Raw genomic sequence first — 16,601 nt, forward strand, 5'->3', positions numbered from 1 at the left:
TATGGACCGTTTCGAGCTGCGCAGGCTGGACTACAGCCTGACCGAGGATCACCAGGCGCTGCAGGCCGCCTACAAGCAGTTCTTCACCACCCACTGCGATATCGAAACCGTGCGTGCCGCCGAGGAATCCGGCTTCGACAAGAATCTGTGGGAGCGGCTGTGCGCGATGGGCGCCACCACCATGGCGCTGCCGGAGTCGGTCGGTGGCGACGGCGCGACCCTGGTGGACCTCACCCTGGTCGCCGAGGAGATCGGCCGGGCGCTGGCCCCGGTGCCGTGGATCGACCATGTCTGCGCCGCACGGCTACTGGAACGACTCGGCGCGCTGTCGCACGGCGACATCGTCACCGGGACACGCTTGGTCGCGTTCGACCCGCATCAGGACAGCGCTGTGGGGCCGCGTCTGCTGCCCACCGGTTCGATCGCCGACGAGATCATCGTCCGCGATGGTGACCAGATCGTCCGCCTGGTCTTCGATACCCGGCCGGCGACCGTCGACAACATCGGCCGGCTGCCGATGGCCTGGATCGACCCGGACACTGCCGACGCCCGGACCGTGCTGGCCGAAGGTGTCCAAGCCGCCGCGGAATACCAGCGGGCGCTGGATGAATGGCGGCTGCTGACTGCCGCCGCGCTGGTCGGGATGGTGGAGCAGACCATGATGATCGCCGCGGAGTTCGCCAAGACCCGCTACACGCTCGGGGTGCCGATCGGGACCCTGCAGGCGATCTCACACCCGCTGGCGAACATGGCCATCACCGTTGCCAGCGGGCGCAATCTGGCCTACCGCGCCGGATGGTTCATGGACAACGAGCCCGATGAGCGGCCGGAGCTGGCCGCCTCGGCGTTCGTGTTCATGGCCGAGGAAGCCGCCAAGGCCGCCACCATGGCGGTGCACATCCAAGGTGGTCTCGGGGTCTCGGCGGAGGCCGCGGCCACGGCATATCTGGTGCGGGCGCGCGGCTGGCCATTGGCCGGCGGCGACCCGGGTGCCAGCGCATGCCGCATCGCCGAGTTCGTCGCCGCCCGCGAAACCGCCGCCCGCGAAACCGCCGCCCGCGCAGCCGAATAGGACACCGAACATCATGGACTTCTCACGACCCCAACTGACCGACGACGACCTTGCCTTCCTCGAAGAGGCACGCGCCTTCCTCGCTACCCACGTCACCGAGGACGTCAAGCGCCGCGACCGCGAGACCGGTGACAACTTCGACGAAGGCGTGCACCTGGCGCTGGGCGCCGCCGGCTACCTGGAAAAGGAATGGAAGACCGAGGCCGACGGCGGCTTCTCCCGGGTGCGGCGACGCATCTGGGAACTGGAGAAGCGCCGCGCACACGTGCCCTGGGTGACCTGGGGGACCACCGCGATGGTGGCGCGCTCGGTGGCGTCGTTCGGTTCGCCGGAGCTGTGCGACGAGATCCTGCCCGGCGTCTTCAGCGGCCACATCCGGCTCTGCCTGGGCTACACCGAACCCGAAGGCGGCTCCGACGTCGCGACCTGCAAAACCCGCGCGGTCCGGGACGGGTCGAGCTGGGTGGTCAACGGCTCCAAGATGTTCACCACCGGCGCCCACAACTGCCAGTACGTTTTCTTGATCACCAACACCGACCCGGAGGCGCGAAAGCACAAGAGCCTGACCATGTTCCTGGTGCCACTGGACTCCCCGGGTATCGAAATTCAGGGCCTGCGCACCGTCGACGGCGATCGCACCAACATCGTCTACTACAGCGATGTCCGCGTCGACGACAAATACCGGCTGGGGGAAGTCAACGGCGGCTGGACGGTGCTGCGCGAACCGCTCAACGTCGAACACGGTGCCGTGGACGCCGATCCCGACGGGCTACAGGATGTGTCGATCATGATGCACCAGGCCGGCTTCATGGCCGAGGCCGTCGACAAAGCCGGCGCGGTCGTGGGGCGGTCGGGACGCATCGACGATCGTTCGGTGGCCTACCGACTCGGTCGGGCCGCAGCGCGGGTGGAGGCGTCCCTGTCGGCCCCGTCCATCTTCGGCCGGGTCGCGCTCGCGCAGACGATGCGCGACGTGTCACCGGATCTGATGGACCTGCTCGGCAGCGCATCGGCGCTGCCGATCGGCACCGACGGCGCCATCGACGACGGTGCGTCCGATTACGTCTACCGGTTCGCTCCGCTGGTCGGCATCTACGGCGGCACCCTGGAGGTGTTCCGGAACATGATCGCCGAGTACGTGCTCGGGCTGGGCAAGCCGAATTATTCGCCGCCGCTGGTCAAGTGACGGCGGTGTCGCCCTCGTCGGCCCGCTTGGCGAAGGCGCGTGTCGCTGCCTGCCGGGCCGAGTTGGCAGCGGGGAAGCCGACGTAACCGGTGGTGTGATAGACCACTTCGGCCAGTTCGCCGCGGGTCAGGCCATTCTGCTCGGCGATCCGGAAGTGCGACTCGAGTTCCTCTTCGGCGCCCAGCGCTATCAGCATGCCCAGCGTGAGCAGACTGCGGTCCCGGCGTGCGAGGCCTTCGCGTGACCAGAGCCGGCCGAAGACACCTTCGACGCCGATATCCATGAGTTCCGGCGCGAACCCGTGGTGGAAATCGACGTCGCCGTCGGGCAGTACCCCCGGCAGCATCTCCCGGAAAACTCGAAGACCTTCGGCACGCCAGTCCGTCATACGCTCATCCCTTTGGGTAGGTGTGGATCAGTTGGGTTGCAGGATACGGTGATTCAGTAGACTTCGTCACTCGACGATGCGGCCCATTCGCCGCGTGGTCAAGCCGTCGTGATCCGGCGGTGGTAGCGCGACGGGGCTTCGCCGGCGAACCTGGTGAACGCCCGGGTGAACGCCGACAGGCTGTCGAACCCGACGGCCGTCGCCGTCTGCTGCACCCCCTGATCCGGGGCCGCCAACAGCGCCATCGCCTGCAGCATCCGCGCGTGCAGCAGATACGTCCGCCACGACATCCCGGTCACCGCTTCGAACTGCCGGCGCAGCGTGCGCTCGGAGACCGCGACCGCGCGACCGACGTCGGCTGCCGTCACCGACGACAGGTGCGCCTTGGTGTAGACCATCGCCGGGCCCACGATCGGGTGATCGGACACCGGTAGGCTCAGCGGGGCCTCATGGTCGAGTGCTGCGGAGACCAGATGACCCAGCGTGCGGAAGAAGTCGTCGGAGACGGTGTCGCCGTCGGATCGCTCGATCGGCCAGCGCAGTGAGTACAGCATCATCTCCCGGATCAGCGGCGAGACGGTCAGGATGCGGGCGCGGTCACCGGCATGCGCCACCAGTTCGGGGTCGAACATCACCGCCACGGTGCGCACCTCCGGGCGCATGACGGCCTGATGCTCCAGCCCGGCCGGAATCCAGGCCGCCTGCTGCGGCGGCAACAGATAGTGCGCCGCGGCGGTCTCGACTTCCACCACCCCGCCGACGGCGTACTCGATCTGGTGCATCTCATGGGAGTGCCACCCGGTGACCAGATGCTGCCCCTCGTAGAGATAGCTGCCGGCGCGGGCGCGACCGCCCCGGCGCAGATCGATGTTGGCCGGTTCTGCAAAGTCTATGGCCGAACGCGCGGAGACGGTCACGGTTTTCCAGGGTACTAGTAGAGACATGAATACCGACGACTTGATCCTGGTCAGCATCGACGACCACGTGGTGGAGCCGCCCGACATGTTCCTGCGCCACGTGCCGGCCAAATACAAGGACGAAGCGCCCATCGTCGTCACCGACTCTCACGGTGTCGACCAGTGGATGTATCAGGGCCGCCCGCAAGGCGTCAGCGGGCTCAACGCGGTGGTCTCCTGGCCCGCCGAGGAGTGGGGCCGCGACCCCGCCGGCTTCGCCGAGATGCGCCCCGGCGTCTACGACGTGCACGAACGGGTCCGTGACATGAGCCGCAACGGCATCCTGGCCTCGATGTGCTTCCCGACCTTCACCGGGTTCTCCGCGAGGCATCTCAACATGACCCGCGAGAACGTCACGCTGGTGATGGTGTCGGCCTACAACGATTGGCACATCGATGAGTGGGCGGGCTCCTACCCGGGCCGCTTCATCCCGATCGCGATCCTGCCGACCTGGAACCCCGAGGCGATGTGCGCCGAGATCCGCCGGGTGGCCGCCAAGGGCTGCCGGGCGGTCACGATGCCCGAGCTGCCGCACCTGGAGGGGCTGCCCAGCTACCACGACGAGGAGTACTGGGGACCGGTGTTCACCACGCTGTCGGAGTGCAACGTGGTGATGTGCCTGCACATCGGCACCGGCTTCGGGGCGATCAGCATGGCGCCGGACGCCCCGATCGACAACCTGATCATCCTGGCCACCCAGATCTCGGCGATGTGCGCCCAGGACCTGCTGTGGGGTCCGGCGATGCGCAACTATCCGGACCTGAAGTTCGCGTTCTCCGAGGGCGGCATCGGCTGGATCCCGTTCTACCTGGATCGCAGCGACCGGCACTACACCAACCAGAAGTGGCTGCGCCGCGACTTCGGCGACAAGCTGCCGTCCGAGGTGTTCCGTGAGCACTCGCTGGCCTGCTACGTCACCGACAAGACGTCGCTGAAACTGCGTCACGACATCGGTATCGACATCATCGCCTGGGAATGCGACTACCCGCACTCGGACTGCTTCTGGCCGGACGCTCCCGAGCAGGTGCTCGCCGAACTGAACGCCGCCGGCGCCAGTGACTCCGACATCAACAAGATCACCTGGGAGAACTCCTGCCGGTTCTTCGGCTGGGACCCGTTCGCCCACACCTCGCGCGAACAGGCGACGGTGGGGGCGTTGCGGGCCACCGCGACCGACGTCGACGTGTCCATCCGGCCGCGTGCCGAGTGGGCGCGCCGGTACGCCGAGAAGCAGCTGGCGAAAGCATAGGGGTCTCGCGAGTGTCGGGAAAAGATGTCGGCACATTTGGAGGATAATTAGTAGGATCATTTTCATGGCAGCGAAAACCAAGGTCTCGGCGACGCTGACACCCGAGCGTTTGCGGCAGGCTCAGGCGGTTACCGGTACCTCAAACGTCTCCCAACTGCTCGAAGATGCGCTCGGCGCACTCATCGAACGCGAGCTTGAGAAGCGATGGCTTGAGGCGAACCGCGACGACGAACTGCCGGGTGAGGTCCCGGTCGACCTGAGTGCGGTGCCATGGGAGGAGTAGGCGGACCGGTCATCAACCGGGGCGAGGTGTGGTGGGCCGACGTGCCAGGCGACAAGATTCGTCCCGTTCTCGTCTTGACCAGACAGCGCTTCACTTCGCGTCTGACGTCACTGCTGGTCGCGCCGGTGACGACAACGGTCCGCAATATCCCCACTGAGGTTGCCCTGGACCGGGCAGACGGGCTACCGCGACAATGCGCGGTCAACTTCGACAACGTATTCACGTTGGGCCGTTCGAGGTTCACGAGTCGTATCGTCCGACTGGCTGACGAGCGGCTTTCGGAGGTGTGCCGAGCCTACCGGTTCGCCGTCGGCTGTTGATCTTGTATGCGTCGAATAGTCGACGTATCCTTCGACAATGTGACGGCGGACGTCGGCGCCCGGGTCGCCGGTGCGGCGCAGCTGTTGGCCTCGCTGGGCCGCAACGAGTCGGTCGCATTCATGGCACAGGCGATCAACGCCACCATGGGGAAGTGAGGGAGCCATGTCGATGGTGTCGGTGATCACCGGTGGTGCGGGCGGCATAGGCCTGGCCACGGCGAAGATCGTCGGTCGCGAGCAGTCGCTGGTGCTGTGCGATGTTCGGCAGGACCGGCTGGATACCGCGGCGAAAACCCTTGAAGCGCTAGGCATCGCGGCATCGGTGGTCAACTGCGACGTCACCGACCGCCGGGCTGTCGCCGAGCTGTTCGACACCGCGGCCGCCATCGGGCCGGTCGCCTCGGTGATCCACGCCGCGGGGGTCAGCCCGAGCATGGGTGACGCCGACTATGTCATGCGGACCAACGCAATCGGCACGCTCAACGTCAATGAGGCCTTTTATGGTGCGGCCGGGCAGGGCTCGGCGATCGTCAATGTGGCATCGATGGCCGCGCATCTGCTGCCCGAGGAGCTGATCCCGGTCGGGCAGTTCCCGCTTGCCCTCGGTGACGCCGGCGCCTTCCTGGCGGCCATGGCGACGGTCTGCGAACCGATGCCGCAAGAGGTGCGTTCGGGTGTCGCTTATGCCGTGAGCAAGGCATTCGTCCGCTGGTACAGCAGTTCGCAGGCTGAACGGTTCAACGGCCGCGGTTTGCGCATCGTCTCGGTCTCGCCCGGGTCGACCGACACCGAAATGGGCCGGCTGGAGGAACAAGCCGGTGCCGGGGCGCTGGTCGTCGACGCCGCCGTCCCGCGCTGGGGCAAACCCGAAGAGATGGCGGCGCTGCTCGCGTTCTGTGTCAGCGATGCTGCCGGCTATCTCACCGGCACCGACATCCTCAATGACGGCGGCGTGGTCGCCTCGGTGCGTGAACGCGCCCGGGTGGCTGCCGAAAACGCTTGATATGACCGCAAATGCCGGCGAGTCCGGCCGGCCCGTGTCGTCGCCGCCGACCGAGCGCGTGATCAGGATCCTGGAGCTGCTGGCATCAGACCCCGAACGCGGCTTCTCGCTGTCGGAGATCGCGCGGATACTGCACATCAGCCACGGCACGTGTCACGCGATCGTCACCACCCTGGCCGCCCGGCAGTGGATCGTGCGCGACCGGCGCTCGAGCGGCTACTCGTGGGGGCCGGCACTGGCCGCACTGACCCGGCCGGTCAACAAGCAGGCGTTCCGACCGGAGCTGCAACGGCTCTCCGACGATGTCGGCATGCAGGTCATCCTGGGCGCGCGGCAGGGACCGACGGTGGTGGTCACCGATGCGGTCGGTGAATCCCTTGCCGCGCCGCACGTCAGCGTCGGCTTCCGAATGCCGATAGTGGCCCCGTTCTGCCGGGAGTTCGTCGCCGAAGCGAGCGATCAGCTCAAGAAGGAATGGTTGAGCGGCTTGGGGGCTCCGTCGCCGCGGCTGCGCCGGCGACTGGCCGCGGTGCTCGATGAAGTGCGCGCTCGCGGCTACGCGGTCGAACGGCTCAGCCGCGAGTACGTCCGGGTGTATTCGGCGCTGCAGGCGCTGGCCGCCGAGGGCGAGCCCGACGAGATCACCTCGCGGCTCGCCAGCGCCTTCGCCGACCTGACCGTGGTCGACTACCTGCCCGGTGAGCTCGACAGCGCCGAGCATCGGATCGCCAACGTGGCCGCACCGATCCACGACACGGATGGCACGGTCACCATGTCGGTGGGCGCGTCCCCGTTCGCGACGATGACTCCGGCCGAGGTCAGTGATCTCGGAGCGGTCGTGCAGGAGACCGCGCGGCGCATCGAATCACTCTGGACGGCAAGGAAAGAGCCGGTATGACCGATCATGCCGATACTCACAAGAAGTTGGTCATCGGGGCCAGCGGATTCCTCGGCTCGCATGTCACCCGGCAACTCGTCGACGCCGGCGAAGACGTTCGGGTCCTGATCCGCGCCACCAGCTCAACACGCGCGATCGACGGCCTCGATGTCGACGTCCGGCGCGGTGACATCTTCGACCAGGACGCCGTGCGCTCGGCGATGAACGGATGCGATGTCGTCTACTACTGCGTCGTGGATGCGCGGGCATGGCTGACCGATCCGGAACCGTTGTACCGCACCAACGTCGAAGCTCTGCGCCATGTCCTCGACGTTGCGGCCGGCGCGGCACTGGACCGGTTCGTGTTCACCAGTTCGATCGGAACCATCGGGCGCGTCGATCACGGTCTGGCCGACGAGCGCACCGCCCACAACTGGCTCGACTCCGGCGGGGACTACATCCGAAGCCGGGTCGAGGCCGAGAATCTGGTGCTGGACTACCACCGGGACAAGGGCCTGCCTGCGGTGGCGATGTGCGTCGCCAACACCTACGGCTCCGGCGATTGGCAGCCCACCCCGCACGGCGGGCTGGTCGCCGCTGCCGTCCGCGGGAAGCTGCCCTTCTACATCTCCGGTGCGCAAGCCGAGGTCGTCGGTGTCGATGATGCGGCGCGCGCCCTGATTTTGGCCGGGCAACGCGGCAGGCCGGGCCAACGCTACATCGTCTCCGAACGGTTCATGAGCGCTCGCGACATCTACCGGGCGGCATGCGCCGCGGTCGATGTCGAGCCACCGAGGTGGGGCGTGCCGGTCGCGGTGATGTCGGCACTGGGACATCTCGCCCAGTTCGCGGCGCGGCGGCGGCGGCGCGAAACCGCACTCACCCCGCTGTCGATACGGCTGATGCACATCATGTCGCCGATGAGTCACGACAAGGCCGTCCGGGAACTCGGGTGGGAGCCCCGGCCGGCCACTGAGGCACTGGCCGAAGCCGCCGGTTTCTTCCGCAGCAGGCGGCGCACCAAGAACCAGGAGAGCTCGTGAGCGTGGCACTCACCGTCGAGCAGCGGGAACTCGGCGAATCACTGCGACGCTTCGCCGCCCGGCACGCACCGATCGCCGACGCCCGCAAGGCGTTCGACTCGCTGGCGGCGGGGGAGCTGCCGGGATGGTGGCCGGAGCTGGTGGCCAACGGCTTTCACGCCATCCACCTGCCCGAATCGTGCGGCGGGCAGGGCGGAGGTCTGCTGGACGCCGCCGGCGTTCTGGAGGCCGCCGGAAAAGCGTCCCTGCCGGGGCCGCTGCTGGCGACGGTCACCGCGGGAGCGGTCGGGCTGCTCGCCGATGCGACACCTGCCCGCGAGGTGTTTCTGGGCGCCTTGTCATCGGGTACGCCGGCGACCGTGCTCCTGCCGCAGTACGCGAAGCTCACCGCACATCCGATCGGCGACGGATGGCTCATCGACGGTGCCGCCGAACTGATCTCGGGCGCCTGCTCGGCGCGGCTCGCGCTGGTCTGCGCCGAGCTCACCGACGGTGCGGCGATCTGGCTGGCCGTGGACATGTCCCGACCGGAAGTGGCGGTCCGGCCGGCCGCGGGTACCGATCTGCTCACCGACGTGGGAACGATCACGTTTACCGGCTACCCCGCGGCGGCGGCCGACGTCATGACCGGTATCGACCCCGGCCGTGCCGAATGGCTCACCGTCGGGCTCGCCGCGGCGGTATCCGCAGGAATCGCCGGATGGTGCGTCGAGGCGGCCACCCAACATCTGCACACCCGCGAACAGTTCGGCAAGCCGATCGGGACATTCCAGGCGCTGCAACACCAAGCGGCCATGCTGTTGGTGAACAGCGAACTGGCCAGCGCCGCCGCCTGGGACGCCGTACGCGCAGCCTCCGACGACTCCGACCAGCACGAGATGGCGGCCGCCGCTGCGGCGCTGACCGCCATCGCGCCGTGCCCGGACGCCGTCCTGGACACGCTGACGATGTTCGGCGCCATCGGCTTCACCTGGGAACACGACCTGCACCTGTACTGGCGCCGCGCCACCAGCATCGCCGCATCGATCGGCGCCGCCACCGGTTGGGCACGGCGCCTCGGCGAGCTCACCACCACGCAGCAGCGGGATTTCACCGTCGATCTCGGCGGCGCCGAAGCCGAGTTCCGGGCGGAGATCGCCGCGACACTCGACGCTGCGAGTCTCCTGCGCAACGACGGACCCGGACGGCAAGGCGACTACCCGCACTTCGAAACAGGTCCGCAGCGAACCCTGATCGCCGAAGCCGGGCTCATCGCGCCGCACTGGCCGGCGCCGTGGGGTATCGACGCCACCCCGTTGCAGCAGCTCATCATCGTCGAGGAATTCGCCAACCGCCCCGGCCTGATACGGCCGTCGTTGGGCATCGCCGAATGGATCCTGCCGTCGCTCCTGCGGGCAGCGCCGGATGCCCTGCGCCAGCAGCTGATTCCGCCGACGCAACGCGGTGAGCTGGCTTGGTGCCAGCTCTTCAGCGAACCCGGGGCCGGTTCGGACCTGGCGTCCCTGATCACCCGGGCGGTCAAGGTCGACGGCGGCTGGCGCGTCAACGGACACAAGATCTGGACGTCGTGCGCGCAACGCGCCGACTACGGCGCACTGCTGGCCCGCACTGATCCCGACGCCGCCAAACACCGCGGCATCGGCTACTTCATCGTGGACATGCGCTCGCCAGGTATCGAAGTCCAGCCGATCGTGCAGGTCACCGGCGACTCCGAGTTCAACGAGGTCTTCCTCAACGACGTCTTCGTCCCCGATGACATGCTGCTCGGCGAGCCCACCGGTGGCTGGCAGCTGGCGCTTGCCACCATGGCCGAAGAGCGTTCCGCCATCAGCGGATACGTTCAGTACGACCGGGCGGTCGCATTGCGGCGGCTGGCCGCCGCCCCGGGCGAGCAGCGTGACGACGCGGTGCGGGCTCTCGGTGAGCTCGACGCCTACACGCAGGCGATCAAGGCGCTCGGCGTACGCGAGACCATCAGACTGCTGGACGGCCAGGGCCTGGGGCCGGCATCAAGCATCGCCAAAGTGGCGATGAACGTCCTGCTGCGCCGCACCTTCCGGGCCACCCTGGCCATCGCCGGGCGGCTGGCGATGACAACCGACTCCGACCCGGCCGTCGTCGAACCGTACCTGCTGTCACCGGCCGAACTGATCGGCGGCGGCACCAACGAGATCCAGCTGAACGTCATCGCCCAGATGATCCTCGGCCTGCCCCGCAAATGACCGCATTCAGATAGAGGACAACACATGGGATTACGAGGAGAGGCCGCGATCGTCGGCTACGTCGAGCTGCCGCCCGAGCGGATGAACAAGGGCACCCCGGCCCCGTTCACGCTCGAGCAATGGGCCGAGCTGAGCGCGGACGCGCTTGCCGACGCAGGGCTATCGGGTGAGCTCGTCAACGGAATCGTCACCTCGCACCTGGGCGAGTCGGAGATCTTCGTGCCCTCCACCATCGCCGAATATCTCGGCGTGCCGGCCCGCTTCGCCGAGATCGTCGACCTGGGCGGGGCCAGTGCCGCTGCCATGGTGTGGCGGGCCGCGGCCGCGATCGAACTCGGCATCTGCGATGTGGTGCTGTGCGCGTTACCGGCCCGCTACATCACCCCGATGTCGGAGCGCAAACCCAAGCCGCTGGTCGACGCGATGTTCTTCGGCTCGTCGAGCAACCAATACGGTTCTCCCCAGGCGGAGTTCGAGATCCCCTACGGCAACCTCGGCCAGAACGGCCCCTATGGGCAGGTGGCCACCCGCTACGGAGCGGTCTACGGCTACGACGAGCGGGCGATGGCCAAGCTTGTCGTCGACCAGCGGGTCAACGCCAACCACACCGACGGCGCCATCTGGCGTGACACGCCGCTGACCGTCGAGGACGTGCTGGCCAGCCCGATCATCGCCGATCCACTGCACATGCTGGAGATCGTGATGCCCTGCGTCGGCGGTGCCGCCGTGGTGATCGCGAACGCCGAGGTCGCCCGGCGAGCCCGCAACCGTCCGGTGTGGGTCAAGGGGTTCGGCGAGCACGTTCCGTTCAAGACCCCGACCTACGCCGCGGACCTGCTGGCCACCCCGATCGCCGAGGCCGCCGACACCGCCTTTGCGATGACGGACCTGACCCGCGCGGACATGGACATGGTCTCCATCTACGACTGCTACACGATCACGGTGCTGCTGTCGCTGGAGGACGCCGGCTTCTGTGAGAAGGGCAAAGGCATGCAGTTCATCACCGACCACGACCTGACCTTCCGCGGCGACTTCCCGCTCAACACCGCCGGCGGCCAACTCGGTTTCGGGCAGGCCGGCCTGGCCGGCGGCATGCACCACGTCTGTGACGCCACTCGTCAGATCATGGGCCGGGCCGGTGCCGCGCAAGTGGCCGACTGCAACCGGGCCTTCGTCTCGGGCAACGGCGGCATTCTGAGCGAACAGACCGCTCTCATCCTGGAAGGGGAATGAGCACCGATGACCACCTTCGAACGCCCGATGCCGGTCAAGACGCCCACCACCGCACCGTTCTGGGACGCACTGGCGCAACACCGCATCGTCATCCAGTACTCGCCGTCAACCGACAGCTACGTGTTCTACCCACGGGTCCGGGCACCGCGCACCCTGGCCGACGACCTGGAATGGCGCGAGATCTCCGGGATGGGCACGCTGTACTCCTTCACGGTGGCACGCCGGCCGGTCGGCATCCACTTCGCCGACGCCGTGCCGCAACTGTTGGCCATCGTCGAATGGGATGAAGGGCCACGGTTCTCCACCGAGCTGGTCAACGTCGACCCCGCAGAACTGGCGGTCGGTATGCGGGTGCGACCGGTGTTCTGCGACTATCCGGAGCACGACGTCACGATGCTGCGCTACGAACCGGCGGCGAACCATGACTGACGACGCCGCGGAAATCGAGGCGATCAAACGCCTGAAGTCCCGCTACTGCCGTTACCTGGACACCAAGGACTGGGCGGCCTGGCGTGCCCTGTTCACCGACGACTTCGTCAGTGACACCTCCCGCGCAGGCGGCAAACTCATCAGCGGCGCCGACGAATTCGTCGCCTTCACCCGCAAAAGTCTGCGCGACCAACCCACCGTCCACCAGGTCCACGCTCCCGACATCGAGTTGACCTCACCGACCACCGCCGGCGGGGTGTGGGCGCTGGAAGACGTGGTCCGGTTCGGCCCGGGAGTCAACCTGCGGGGTTACGGCCACTACACCGAGACCTACGAGAAGACCGACGGTCAGTGGCGGATAGCGAGTTCCACGCTCACCCGGCTGCGCGAGGACGTGTTCAACGGGTTGTTCGCCGTCTACCTGTCACCGCGCGTGCGCGCGGTGCTGGCCGCAGTGGCGGGACGGTTGATGAAGTGAGCGTGCCCAGGACTGCCGTGCACTGTCCCGATGGTATTACCGAAAGGTCTATAGTATAGGCGCCGGGACCGGTCCCGGGTGCTCGTAAACCGAGAAGGGGAGTGTTCGTGGAGATCGAAGGCAAAGGCGCGATCATCGTCGGTGGCGCATCGGGGTTCGGCAAGGCGACAGCGGAGCTGTTGGCCAAGCGCGGGGCCAAGGTAGCGATCCTGGACCGGCCGCAGTCCAAGGGCAAGGATGTCGCCGACGCGCTCGGCGGCCAGTTCTTCGAGGCCGATGTCACCGACTTCGCCGGGATCGAGAAGGTGCTGAACGAGGCCGTCGAGGCGCTGGGCGGTGTGCACATCGCGGTGACCACGGCCGGCGGGACCACCGCGGGCGGCGGTATCGGTGAGCGAACGATCAAACGCGATGGGCCGCACGATCTGGAGGCGTTCCGGTCCACCCAAGATCTCAACGTCGTCGGTACGTTCAACGTGAGCCGGTTGGCCGCCTGGCACATGAGCACCAACGAGCCGGAGGACGACGAGCGCGGCGTGATCATCAATACGTCGTCGATCGCGGCGTTCGAGGGCCAGATCGGGCAGATCGCCTACACCGCATCGAAGGCCGCGATCGCCGGGATGTGTCTGACGATGGCCCGCGATCTGGGCGGCGTCGGCATCCGGGTGCTGGCGATCGCGCCCAGTTTGTTCGCCACCGGTCTGACTCAGGGCATCCCGGACGAGTTCGCCGCGGTGCTCACCAAGGACGCGGCGTTCCCCAAGCGGCTGGGCCGCCCGGAGGAGTACGCCAAGCTGGCAGCGGCCATCGTGGAGAACCCGATGCTCAACGGCCAGTGCATCCGCCTCGATGCCGGCCAGCGCTTCGCGCCGAAGTGAGCTTGCGTTGACTTTGCAGTCAGGGCTGTGAATTGCGTGGATTCACAGCCCTGACTGCAGTTTCAAGACGGCTCAGGGGCCGGCGAGCACCGGCGGCTTGGTGGCGGCCGGGTCCGGGTTCGCGATCGGCAAGGCCATGAACCGGCGGGCGTTGTCGCCCATGAAGTCATAGCTGCGCCGGACGTCCATGCCCTCGGCGTAGCGCCAGAATCCCTTCGGTTCGGCCAGGCCCTCGGGATGCGGATAATCCGACCCGAACAGCACCTTGTCCCAGCCGACGGTGTCCACCACGTCGGAGATGCAGCCCTCCCAGAACGGGCTCACCCAGATGTTGCGCCGGAACACCTCGTGGGGGTGTTCGGGGAAGTTCTGCGGCATCTTCTTGTACAGGTCGGCGAAGTCGTGGAACAACGGGGCGATCCAGGAGCTGCCGTTCTCGACGCTGGCGATGCGCAGCTTGGGGAAGCGGGTCAGGGTGCCGTGGCAGATCAGCGCGGTGATCATGTCGGCGATCTCCCGATGGCCCAGCACCATCCACCGGAATGCGCTCTGCGCCATGAAATTCTGGGTGTACGGCGGCTCCCAGCGGCCGACATAGTCGTCGAGCGGCGGGAAGCTGGCGTGCAGCACGATGGGCAGGCCGGCGGCTTCCACGTCGCGCCAGAACGGGTCGAACTCCGGCAGTGCCGGTGAGCGCCAGCCGTGGACGCCGTTGACCGGGCCGGGTTTGATCAGCGCCACAGCGGCGCCGTGATCGAGGATGTACTCCAGTTCGCGCTGGGCGCCGTCGACCTCGGAGAGGTTGATGATCGGCGTGGAGAAGACCCGGCCGTCGTAGTTGTAGGTCCAGTGCTCGGCCATCCACTGGTTCAGCGCGTGGATGATGGCCAGCGTGAGCTCTGGGTCGTCGGCGCTGGAGTGTTCCACCAGGCTGGCCAGCGTCGGATAGTTCAGCGCCTCCACCACCCCCTGGCGGTCGAGTTCGGCGACCCGGTCGGCGGGGTTGCGGGTGGCCGCAGGCGCCTCGATGGCGGGTCCCTGCATCTCGCGCAGGGTCAGTCCCTCGGTGTTCTCGCCGGCGAAAAATTTCTCGTGGGCACCCGGCGCGGCGACCCGCTCGAACGTCGGGTTGGGGATGAAGTCGCTGACGCGGTTGTTGATGATGATCCGGGTCTGGCGGCCGATCTGCGCGAATTGGACTGCGCGGGAGTACTTCTCCGGCAGGTACTTGGTCAGTGCCTCGGGGGTTTCGTACATGTGCTGGTCGGCATCGAAGATCGGTGCGTCGCGGAATTGGGTCATGACGGGTTCCTTTCCCACCGCGAGCAGTCGCGAAAGCCCCCTAAAATCAGCGTGTTTTGGGGGCTTTCATGTCTGCTCGCGGTAATTACGTCGTCAGGATGGTGGCCGCGGCGGTGCCCGGCGCCCCGTAGAGCTGGGCGAACCCCACCTTGGGCTCGCCCGGCACCTGGCGGTCACCGGCCTCGCCACGCAGTTGGCGCACCAGCTCGTGGAGCTGGCGCAGCCCGGAGGCGCCGATCGGCTCGCCGTTGGCGATCAGCCCGCCGTCGGTGTTGACCGGCAGCGAGCCGCCGATCTCGGTGGCACCGTCGGCGAGTAGCTTCTCCTGGTCGCCGTCGGCGCAGAAACCGCATTCGGCCATGTGGATGACCTCGGCGCCGGCGTCGGTGTCCTGCAACTGGATGACGTCGACGTCCTGGGGCGACACCCCGGCCTTCTCGAACGCGGCGCGAGCGGCGTACACCGTGGGCGCCACATCCTCGGTGACCGGGGCGAAGGTGGTGTTGACCTCGTAGGCGCCGTAGCGGCGGGTGCGCACCTCCACCGCGCGTAGGTAGACCGGCTTGTCGGTGTAGCGGTGAGCGATGTCCGCGCGGCACATCACCACCGCCGCCGCACCCTCATCCGGTGCGCAGAACATGTACTGCGTCAGTGGGTAGTTCAGCATCGTCGAGCCGAGAATCTCCTCCTCAGAGATCGGCTTGCGGCGGAACGCATTCGGGTTCAGCGCCCCGTTGCGGAAGTTCTTGGCGGCGACCTTGGCCAATGTCTGTTGGGAGATACCGTGATCATGCAGATACCGGTTGGCCTTCATGCCGAAGAACTGGGTGGTCAGGTACTGGCCGTTCTCGGCGTACCAGCGTGGCATCCCGACCAGCGCTGGGTCCTCGGTGAACGCCCCGCGGGGATGCTTGTCCAGGCCGACGGCGATACCGATGTCGTAGTCGCCCAGCCGGATACCGTCCGCGCAGACCTTGGCGGCGCTGGCCGCCGTGGCGCAGGCGTTGAACACGTTGGTGAACGGGATACCCGACAGCCCGACCATGCCGACGATCGCATCCGGGTTGGCCACCGTCCAGCTGCCGCCGGTCGCGGCGCCGATGTCCGACCATGCCACGCCCGCGTCGGCGACCGCGGCGAAGATGGCATCCACCCCCATCTGCATCGCGGACTTGCCTTCGAAGCGGCCGAACGGGTGCAGGCCGACCCCGATGATGGCGACGTCGTTCATGCGCCCTGCTCCATCGGCCGGAAGGCGAACGTGATGATCTCGGTGCCGTCGGCGTCGGTGGCGAACGGCACCATGGTCAGCTCCACCGGCATGTCGAACTCCAGCTTCTCGGGGTCGTTCTCGGTGAGCCGGCCTTCCACCCGCACGGCATCCCCGAGCTGCACCAGGCCGACTCCGAACGGGACGAAGTCCTTCCCCGTCGGGCCTAGATACGGTGGGCCGGGCGGGAAGCCCTGGGTGGTCCAGGCCACCAGGGTTCCGTTGCGGGGGAGCAGCTGCTGTGTCATCTGGTCACCGCTGCAGCTCGGGCAGCGCGGCTGCGCCGGAAATACCGTGGCCTGGCAGTCCGCGCAGCGGCTGCCGATCAGCTGCGGGCTCGCGTCCGGCCAGGTCGAGATATCGGGAGCTAGCGCCTTCTGCATGGATCCTCCGCGCAACGGGTTTATTA

At 67.4% G+C, this 16,601-nt stretch carries 18 protein-coding genes; 13 read left to right on the forward strand and 5 right to left on the reverse strand.

Annotation, left to right across the window (positions count from 1 at the left end; translation table 11 throughout):
- Position 1 precedes the first annotated feature (1 nt).
- Positions 2–1,072: an acyl-CoA dehydrogenase family protein gene (locus tag G6N19_RS13320; RefSeq protein WP_013830313.1), complete on the forward strand. Its 1,071-nt coding sequence runs from the start codon at positions 2–4 to the stop codon at positions 1,070–1,072.
- A 13-nt stretch (positions 1,073–1,085) separates the two neighbouring features.
- Positions 1,086–2,258 carry an acyl-CoA dehydrogenase family protein gene (locus G6N19_RS13325; RefSeq protein ID WP_193465093.1) on the forward strand — a complete coding sequence of 391 codons (1,173 nt, stop codon included), beginning with the start codon at positions 1,086–1,088 and terminating at the stop codon, positions 2,256–2,258.
- On the opposite strand, the gene G6N19_RS13330 is transcribed toward G6N19_RS13325, so the two are convergent.
- Entirely contained in the window at positions 2,251–2,646 is a 396-nt protein-coding gene (locus tag G6N19_RS13330) for a carboxymuconolactone decarboxylase family protein (protein WP_041318684.1), read from the reverse strand. The two genes, G6N19_RS13325 and G6N19_RS13330, sit on opposite strands and share 8 nt — an antisense overlap.
- 98 nt (positions 2,647–2,744) lie before the next feature.
- Positions 2,745–3,563 carry an AraC family transcriptional regulator gene (locus G6N19_RS13335; protein WP_013830310.1) on the reverse strand — a complete coding sequence of 273 codons (819 nt, stop codon included), beginning with the start codon at positions 3,561–3,563 and terminating at the stop codon, positions 2,745–2,747.
- 25 nt (positions 3,564–3,588) lie between these two features.
- Here G6N19_RS13335 and G6N19_RS13340 point away from each other — a divergent pair, with 25 nt between their 5' ends.
- The 11 genes from G6N19_RS13340 (at position 3,589) to G6N19_RS13390 (ending at position 13,620) form a co-directional block, all read left to right on the forward strand.
- On the forward strand, positions 3,589–4,851 hold the full coding sequence (locus G6N19_RS13340) for an amidohydrolase family protein (RefSeq protein WP_193465094.1): 1,263 nt from the start codon (positions 3,589–3,591) through the stop codon (positions 4,849–4,851).
- Between the two features lie 64 nt (positions 4,852–4,915).
- Positions 4,916–5,134, forward strand: a complete 219-nt coding sequence (locus G6N19_RS13345) for a type II toxin-antitoxin system CcdA family antitoxin (RefSeq protein WP_013830308.1) — start codon at positions 4,916–4,918, stop codon at positions 5,132–5,134.
- Positions 5,122–5,454: a type II toxin-antitoxin system PemK/MazF family toxin gene (locus tag G6N19_RS21800; RefSeq protein ID WP_370492496.1), complete on the forward strand. Its 333-nt coding sequence runs from the start codon at positions 5,122–5,124 to the stop codon at positions 5,452–5,454. The genes G6N19_RS13345 and G6N19_RS21800 overlap by 13 nt, the downstream gene beginning before the upstream one ends.
- Before the next feature lie 163 nt (positions 5,455–5,617).
- Complete coding sequence (locus G6N19_RS13355; RefSeq protein WP_193465096.1) at positions 5,618–6,457, forward strand: SDR family oxidoreductase; 840 nt, start codon at positions 5,618–5,620, stop codon at positions 6,455–6,457.
- Between the two features lies 1 nt (position 6,458).
- Positions 6,459–7,355, forward strand: a complete 897-nt coding sequence (locus tag G6N19_RS13360; RefSeq protein WP_193465097.1) for an IclR family transcriptional regulator — start codon at positions 6,459–6,461, stop codon at positions 7,353–7,355.
- Complete coding sequence (locus G6N19_RS13365; RefSeq protein WP_193465098.1) at positions 7,352–8,377, forward strand: NAD-dependent epimerase/dehydratase family protein; 1,026 nt, start codon at positions 7,352–7,354, stop codon at positions 8,375–8,377. Before G6N19_RS13360 ends, G6N19_RS13365 begins: the two co-directional genes overlap by 4 nt.
- Entirely contained in the window at positions 8,374–10,599 is a 2,226-nt protein-coding gene (locus tag G6N19_RS13370; protein WP_193465099.1) for an acyl-CoA dehydrogenase, read from the forward strand. Before G6N19_RS13365 ends, G6N19_RS13370 begins: the two co-directional genes overlap by 4 nt.
- A 24-nt stretch (positions 10,600–10,623) precedes the next feature.
- A complete protein-coding gene (locus tag G6N19_RS13375) occupies positions 10,624–11,832 on the forward strand; it encodes a thiolase family protein (protein ID WP_013830300.1) in 1,209 nt (402 codons plus the stop codon).
- Positions 11,833–11,838: 6 nt separating this feature from the next.
- Positions 11,839–12,261, forward strand: coding sequence for a Zn-ribbon domain-containing OB-fold protein (locus G6N19_RS13380; protein WP_013830299.1), 423 nt, complete (start codon positions 11,839–11,841; stop codon positions 12,259–12,261).
- Positions 12,254–12,739, forward strand: coding sequence for a nuclear transport factor 2 family protein (locus G6N19_RS13385; RefSeq protein WP_013830298.1), 486 nt, complete (start codon positions 12,254–12,256; stop codon positions 12,737–12,739). The genes G6N19_RS13380 and G6N19_RS13385 overlap by 8 nt, the downstream gene beginning before the upstream one ends.
- Positions 12,740–12,846: 107 nt before the next feature.
- Positions 12,847–13,620, forward strand: a complete 774-nt coding sequence (locus G6N19_RS13390) for an SDR family NAD(P)-dependent oxidoreductase (protein WP_013830297.1) — start codon at positions 12,847–12,849, stop codon at positions 13,618–13,620.
- Positions 13,621–13,692: 72 nt separating this feature from the next.
- Here G6N19_RS13390 and G6N19_RS13395 read toward each other — a convergent pair whose 3' ends face one another.
- The 3 genes from G6N19_RS13395 to G6N19_RS13405 all read right to left on the reverse strand — a co-directional run bounded on the left by G6N19_RS13395 (position 13,693) and on the right by G6N19_RS13405 (position 16,575).
- Positions 13,693–14,922, reverse strand: coding sequence for an amidohydrolase family protein (locus G6N19_RS13395; protein WP_193465100.1), 1,230 nt, complete (start codon positions 14,920–14,922; stop codon positions 13,693–13,695).
- Between the two features lie 85 nt (positions 14,923–15,007).
- Complete coding sequence (locus tag G6N19_RS13400; protein ID WP_013830295.1) at positions 15,008–16,153, reverse strand: thiolase family protein; 1,146 nt, start codon at positions 16,151–16,153, stop codon at positions 15,008–15,010.
- Complete coding sequence (locus G6N19_RS13405; RefSeq protein ID WP_013830294.1) at positions 16,150–16,575, reverse strand: Zn-ribbon domain-containing OB-fold protein; 426 nt, start codon at positions 16,573–16,575, stop codon at positions 16,150–16,152. The genes G6N19_RS13400 and G6N19_RS13405 overlap by 4 nt, the downstream gene beginning before the upstream one ends.
- Positions 16,576–16,601 lie beyond the last annotated feature (26 nt).

The sequence above is a fragment of the Mycobacterium novum genome, from assembly GCF_010726505.1.
Classification (GTDB): domain Bacteria; phylum Actinomycetota; class Actinomycetes; order Mycobacteriales; family Mycobacteriaceae; genus Mycobacterium; species Mycobacterium algericum.